The sequence below is a fragment of the Ideonella azotifigens genome (assembly GCF_006519715.1).
Taxonomy (GTDB): Bacteria; Pseudomonadota; Gammaproteobacteria; order Burkholderiales; family Burkholderiaceae_C; genus Ideonella; species Ideonella azotifigens.
The window spans coordinates 1-5527 of sequence record NZ_VIDT01000364.1; the positions used below are offsets into that span (position 1 = coordinate 1).

The following is a 5527-nucleotide window of genomic DNA, read 5'->3' on the forward strand; positions in this document are numbered from 1 at the left end:
CCCAGCGCCCACCACCAGCACCTTGCCAGCCGGCAGCTGATCGGGGTTGCGGTAGTCGGCCGAATGCAGCTGCGTGACGGACGCCGGCAGCCGCTCGGCCAGCCGCGGCACGATGGGTTGGTGATAGCCGCCGGAAGCCACCACGACCTGGTCAGCCGTGTACTCGCCGTCACTGCTGCGGACCTGGAAGCCGCCGCCCGGCAGCGGCCGAACCGACTCGACAGCCACGCCCTCGCGCAGCGGCGGCTTCAGCTTGGCCAGGAACCCGTCCAGGTACTCAACGATCTCGCCCTTCTTCATGAAGCCATTCGGCGCCGGCCCGGCATACGCATGGCCCGGCAATGCGCACTGCCAATTCGGCGGCACCAGCGTGAAACTGTCCCAGCGCTGCGTTTGCCAGGTGTGCATGGCCTTGTGCTTCTCCAGCACCAGATGGTCCACGCCGGCAGCCTGCAGGTGATGGCTCAGCGACAGGCCGGCCTGCCCTCCGCCGACGATGAGCACGGAATGATGAGGGAGAGATACAGACATGGCGTGGCGCCTTTCCAATGTGTTGGCGGAGAGATTTCACATTCCGTGGCACCACACACCGTTCGGGCTGAGCCTGTCGAAGCCGGCGCACAGCGCGACGCGGGCACTTCGACAGGCTCAGTGCGAACGGGGGAGGTCATCGCGGAAGTTGGAGGTCGGGTCAGATTCGATTAAACAGGTATTTCTTTTTCTCAATCGGCCGGACCGAAAGCAAGCAGGCGAACACAGGATTCCGGCGTTTGCGCAAAGGACGCGGCGCGGCGCTCGGTGTCGCTCAGCTGATCGCTGGCACGCGAACAGGTGAAGCCGAACTTGGCTTGCACGCGTTCGTTGGCAATGGCCGTGGCTTCGCGCAGGCGGCGCAGGAATTCGGGCAGCGGGTAGTCCTGCTGCAGCGTGAAGAAGTCCTGGATCACCAGCGAGGGCGAGTAGCAGGTGGTTTCGCTGGCGTCGGGCCAGCGGACGGTGTAGTGCATGGCGGGCATGACGGCTCCAGTGGGTTCAGGTTCAGGAAGACAGGTCGCATGACAGCGCGGTGCGCTCGGCTTGTTCGGCACGGCTCACGCCGGTGCGCAAGGCGTGCCGTTCCAACACGCGCTGGTACCAGCCCTCGTGCAACGCGGCACTGCGGGCCCAGCTGCATTGCCAAGACAATGCACCGCCTCACTCGCCAGCGTTCAGGGCCATCCCCTGTCGTTGGCGGCACCGACCTCATGACAGATCCAGACCCCCACACGACATCACTCGCGCAGAAGTTGCATGCGAAGCGCTTCGCCGTCTTGTCGGTCCTGTGCCCGATACCACTGGCGGTGACGTGTGTCGCCCTCGCCGAAATTGAGCCCGGAAGCCATTGGGCGTTGCCGGTGGCGGCGGTGGCATTACCGCCCTTTGCGAGCGCGTTGCTCGGTCTTGTGTCGCACCTGCGCCAGGAACGCGCGCTGAAGTGGGTGGGGCTGGGCCTGCTGCTGTCATTGGCACCACTGAGCTGGGCCGTGTACCTGCTGACGCACATTCAGGTCGGCTTCTGATTCCGGACCTCTCGCGACCGCCAGCCAAGCATGAAGTCGCCAGCCAAAGCACAATGTGGCCCGCCCCGCCCCACCCGGTTGATCGCCGGAACCGGGGCATTCCCTTCGCCCTCACAGGCTTCGGCTGTCCCATGCGCAAGCTCCTTCCTTCCCTTCGAGCGGGTGCGACGGGCGCTGGGCTCGCGCGCGGAAGACCTGCAGGCGGCTCATGCCGCCGATGTGAACGAGCGCAGCATCCTGCTGACCTCGGGCGACAAGCGCTTCGCCATCCGCGTCGAGACCAATGTGTCGGTCACCGAGATCCAGGTCGGCACCGAGCCGGCGGTGCGGCAACCCGGCGGCTGCGCGTAGGCACGGGGCCGTCAGGCGACAGCGTCTACGCGTACCGGGGCCGTTTTCACGGCCAGTGGCGGGCACACGACGGCCATCGGAAACTCAGCAGTCTGTGGGATGGACAGGCCAGGCGGGCGCCCTATGATCGGCCGCGACACCTTCACTACCCCTCTCGGAGACGCCCCGCAATGAACCGCCCCCTCTTGTGCTCGATCGGCCTTGGCCTGCTTCTCGCCCTGCCGCTGGCCGGTGCCGGCGCGCTCGCGCAGGTGCTGTACACCGCCACGCCGATCCAGCAAGAGAAGGAGGCGCGCATCGAGGCCTCGCAGCTGAACAATCAAGGCCAGGTCGCCGGCTACCTGAGGGGCAAGGACGGCCAGCCGCGGGCTTTCGTCACCGGGGAAAACGGCCTCGGCATGACCGTGTTCGACATCTCCGAAGACACCAGCTCCCTCACCGTCTACGGGCTCAACGATGCCGGCCAGATCGTCGGGCAGATGGCCGCCGGGGGTTTCCTGGGCCAGCCCGGTGGCGGCGCGCTGCAACCCCTCAGCGAGCTGTTCAACGGCAAGTCCATCGGGGCCGCGTTCAGCATCAACAACCTCGGGCAGATCGTGGCCTACAACGGCGGGGCCACCGAGGGGCTGGTACTGGACGTGACCACCGGGAACGTGCAGACCCTGGCGGACTGGGGCGCGCGCATGACGCCCACGGACATCAACGACGAAGGCGTCGTCGTGGGCAGCGGTCATGTGACGGGCCCCCGCGTCGGCCGCGACCTGGCCTTCGTGAGCGAGCCGCCCTACACCCAGAGCGTCCCCTTGCACAACGTGAAGCTGGCCACGCAGAGCACCGCGATGGCGGTCAACCGGCAGGGGCGCATCGTGGGCCGATACCTGCTGCGGGGCACTGGCACCTCCCGGGCTTTCGCGGCCGAGCCGGGGTCGACCCTGCGCGACCTGAACCTGCCGCGGGATGCGCACACCTGGGCCGTGGACATCAACGACGACGGCGTGATCCTCGGCAAGATCGACTATCTCCACACACCCGAAATCGACGGCTTCATCTGTTCCGGCGATTGCAGCGACGTGCTGAAGCTGACGCCGGTGACCGCCCTGCCGGAGGGCGTGCGCATCACCAACGTGCAGCACATCAACAACCGCGGCCAGATCCTGGTCTACGGCAGCGACGAGCTCTACTACCTGCTCACGCGGGTCGACTGAGCCCCGGCGCCGAACTGGTTTCCCAGCGGTTTCGCGCAGACCTCACCCCCACAAAAAGGGCCGCAACAGCCCCGCTCTTCCGCGGAACCCGCGTCTCACCATCAGCCTACCCTGCAGGGGCTGTTCCTGTGCTCCCAGCTGCGGCCTGACCGCGGCGCCACCAGGAGGGTTTGGCGATGACGTCCTGTCTTGTTCTGCTGCTCGCGGCCGGCCTGGTGTGGCGCGTGCTCGCGCTGCAGCATGCCCTGGGGCGCTACGCGCTGGTGCGTCGGGAGCGCCACGGCTGGCGGAGCCAGGAATTGCGGCGCCGTTCGGCCAACGCCCGCATGCCGCATGACTCGCAACCTTACCCGCAGCCACGCGAGTTCCGCGTGCGCTGCCAGCGCTGGGCCGGCATCCCGGTCTGGCACGCGGAATCGGTGGTCAGCCTGCCGCCGAGCACGGCCGGATACGTCGAGCGCGTGGCCGCTGCGGACTACGACCATCTGTTCCCGGCGCCGTTTTCGCTGCGGGGGCACTGACGCAGACCGGCGGGCCCTGGCCTCAGGCAGCCATCGCCAGGTCCTGGGCCGCCCGGCCTGCCTGCGCTGCCGGCTGGAAGGCCTGGATGCGCTCGGCGAGGAAGGCCGCATCGCGCGCGACGCCCGAAAAACGGCCGGAGCCCCAGGTGTGCAGCCACGGCAGGCCCAGCACGTAGAGGCCTGGCACGGCGGTCACACCGCGTTCATGCACCGGGTGACCACGGCCGTTGAAGATCGGCGCGTCCAGCCATCGGAAGTCCGGTGAGAAGCCGATGCACCAGATGACCGAGGTGATGCCGGACGCCGCCAGCGAGAGCGTCTCGCGCTCGCCCTCCGGCTGCCACACCGGCGTGTAGACGCTGGGCGGCGGCGCGTCGAGGCCCTGCCGCGCGATGTGCTGGTCGATGCTGGCGTTGATGCCGTTGTAGGTGCGGTCAGCGCCGTCCAGCGCGGCCCGCAGCGTGGGCGCAAAGCGCAGCGTGTCGCCGTCCAGTGCCTGCAGCGAGCCGTAAAGCTGCATGCCTTCAAGGGCGAAGCGGCGCAGGTCAATGTCGCGCCCGCCGTCGCGGCCGGTCACGTAGTGGTTGGTGTTGTCGCGCACGCCTTCGCGCAGCGGGTGGGCAGTGACAGGCATGTCGTAGTAGCCCATGTCGGCCAGCCAGTCGACCACGTCGCGCCCGCGGTAGAAGCGCGCGCAGCGCGGCGCGTCGCCCACCGCCAGCACGACCTCGCGGCCGGCCAGGTGCAGGTCCTCGGCGATCTGCGCGCCGCTCTGCCCGGCGCCCACCACCAGCATCTTACCCGGCGGCAGCTGATCGGGGTTGCGGTAGTCGGCCGAATGCAGCTGCGTGACCGAGGCCGGCAAGCGCTCGGCCAGCCGCGGCACGATGGGCTGGTGGTAGCCGCCGGAAGCGACCACGACCTGGCCAGCCGTGTACTCGCCGTCACTGCTGCGGACCTGGAAGCCGCCACCGGGCAGCGGCCGAACCGAATCGACCGTCACGCCTTCGCGCAGCGGTGGCTGCAGCTTGGCCCGGAACCCGTCCAGGTAGGCCGCGATCTCGCCTTTGTTCATGAAGCCATGCGGATCGGGCCCGTCATACGGATGCCCCGGCAATGCACACTGCCAATTCGGCGTGACCAGCGTGAAACTGTCCCAGCGCTGCGTGCGCCAGGTGTGCATGGCCTTGTGCTTCTCCAGGATCAGATGGTCCACACCCGCGGCCTGCAGGTGATGGCTGAGCGACAGCCCGGCCTGACCGCCACCAACGATGAGCACGGAATGATGAGGGAGAGATACAGACATGGCGTGGCGCCTTTCCAGTGTGTTGACATGAAGATCTCACATTCCGTGGCAACACACACCGTTCGGGCTGAGCCTGTCGAAGCCGGCGCGCAGCTCGACGCGGGCACTTCGACAGGCTCAGTGCGAACGGGGAGGTCATCGCGGAAGTTGTAGGTCGGGTCGGATTCGATTAAAAAGATGCCTCAACCAGCCGGTCCAAAAGCCAGCAGTCTCACGCTGGCTTCCGGCGTCTGGGCAAACGTCTGGGCGCGACGCTCGGTGTCGCCCAATTGATCGCTGGCGCGCGAGCAGGTGAAGCCGAACTTGGCCTGCACACGTTCGTTGGCAATGGCCGTGGCTTCGCGCAGGCGGCGCAGGAATTCGGGTAGCGGGTAGTCCTGCTGCAGCGTGAAGAAGTCCTGGATCACCAGCGAAGGTGAGTAGCAGGTGGTCTCGCTGGCGTCGGGCCAGCGGACGGTGTAGTGCATGGCGGGCATCGTGGCTCCGGTCGGTTCAAGTTCAGGATGGGATGTCGCAGGACTGCGCGTCGCGCTCGGCCTGGTCGGCGCGGCTCACGCCCGTGCGCAACACGCGCCGCTGCAGCAC

General features: G+C 67.6%; 9 protein-coding genes. 4 read left to right on the plus strand and 5 right to left on the minus strand.

Translation table 11 applies throughout. The annotated features are described in order from the left end of the window. From FKP22_RS19430 to FKP22_RS32290, 3 genes are all read right to left on the minus strand, one after another. A partial coding sequence (locus FKP22_RS19430; RefSeq protein ID WP_170200968.1) for an NAD(P)-binding domain-containing protein occupies positions 1–531 on the minus strand: 531 nt, incomplete at its 3' end. Positions 532–722: 191 nt separating this feature from the next. Continuing rightward, a complete protein-coding gene (locus tag FKP22_RS19435; RefSeq protein ID WP_141289358.1) occupies positions 723–1016 on the minus strand; it encodes an MSMEG_0570 family nitrogen starvation response protein in 294 nt (97 codons plus the stop codon). A 22-nt stretch (positions 1017–1038) separates the two neighbouring features. Continuing rightward, entirely contained in the window at positions 1039–1185 is a 147-nt protein-coding gene (locus FKP22_RS32290; RefSeq protein ID WP_170200969.1) for a hypothetical protein, read from the minus strand. A gap of 59 nt (positions 1186–1244) precedes the next feature. On the opposite strand from FKP22_RS32290, the gene FKP22_RS19440 reads away from it, so the two are divergent. The 4 genes from FKP22_RS19440 to FKP22_RS19455 all read left to right on the plus strand — a co-directional run bounded on the left by FKP22_RS19440 (position 1245) and on the right by FKP22_RS19455 (position 3636). Further along, entirely contained in the window at positions 1245–1559 is a 315-nt protein-coding gene (locus FKP22_RS19440; protein ID WP_141289359.1) for a hypothetical protein, read from the plus strand. A gap of 162 nt (positions 1560–1721) precedes the next feature. After that, on the plus strand, positions 1722–1910 hold the full coding sequence (locus FKP22_RS19445) for a hypothetical protein (protein ID WP_141289360.1): 189 nt from the start codon (positions 1722–1724) through the stop codon (positions 1908–1910). 170 nt (positions 1911–2080) lie between these two features. Next, a complete protein-coding gene (locus tag FKP22_RS19450) occupies positions 2081–3115 on the plus strand; it encodes a hypothetical protein (protein WP_141289361.1) in 1035 nt (344 codons plus the stop codon). Positions 3116–3291: 176 nt separating this feature from the next. Beyond that, the gene (locus FKP22_RS19455) at positions 3292–3636 is read left to right on the plus strand and encodes a hypothetical protein (RefSeq protein ID WP_141289362.1); all 345 of its coding nucleotides are present in this window, start codon (positions 3292–3294) and stop codon (positions 3634–3636) included. Between the two features lie 22 nt (positions 3637–3658). Here FKP22_RS19455 and FKP22_RS19460 read toward each other — a convergent pair whose 3' ends face one another. Together FKP22_RS19460 and FKP22_RS19465 are read right to left on the minus strand one after the other, a co-directional pair. Next, positions 3659–4942, minus strand: coding sequence for an MSMEG_0569 family flavin-dependent oxidoreductase (locus FKP22_RS19460; protein WP_141289363.1), 1284 nt, complete (start codon positions 4940–4942; stop codon positions 3659–3661). A 182-nt stretch (positions 4943–5124) separates the two neighbouring features. Further along, positions 5125–5409 (minus strand): MSMEG_0570 family nitrogen starvation response protein, encoded by a 285-nt coding sequence (locus FKP22_RS19465; protein ID WP_375140600.1) that lies wholly within the window; start codon positions 5407–5409, stop codon positions 5125–5127. Between the last annotated feature and the right edge of the window lie 118 nt (positions 5410–5527).

Bases quoted from the DNA above. Each gene is read 5' to 3' on its own strand.
- FKP22_RS19440 (WP_141289359.1), top strand. From the start codon at position 1,245: ATGACAGATCCAGACCCCCACACGACATCACTCGCGCAGAAGTTGCAT.
- FKP22_RS19465 (WP_375140600.1), bottom strand. From the start codon at position 5,409: ATGCACTACACCGTCCGCTGGCCCGACGCCAGCGAGACCACCTGCTAC.
- FKP22_RS19455 (WP_141289362.1), top strand. From the start codon at position 3,292: ATGACGTCCTGTCTTGTTCTGCTGCTCGCGGCCGGCCTGGTGTGGCGC.
- FKP22_RS19460 (WP_141289363.1), bottom strand. From the start codon at position 4,942: ATGTCTGTATCTCTCCCTCATCATTCCGTGCTCATCGTTGGTGGCGGT.
- FKP22_RS19450 (WP_141289361.1), top strand. From the start codon at position 2,081: ATGAACCGCCCCCTCTTGTGCTCGATCGGCCTTGGCCTGCTTCTCGCC.
- FKP22_RS19435 (WP_141289358.1), bottom strand. From the start codon at position 1,016: ATGCCCGCCATGCACTACACCGTCCGCTGGCCCGACGCCAGCGAAACC.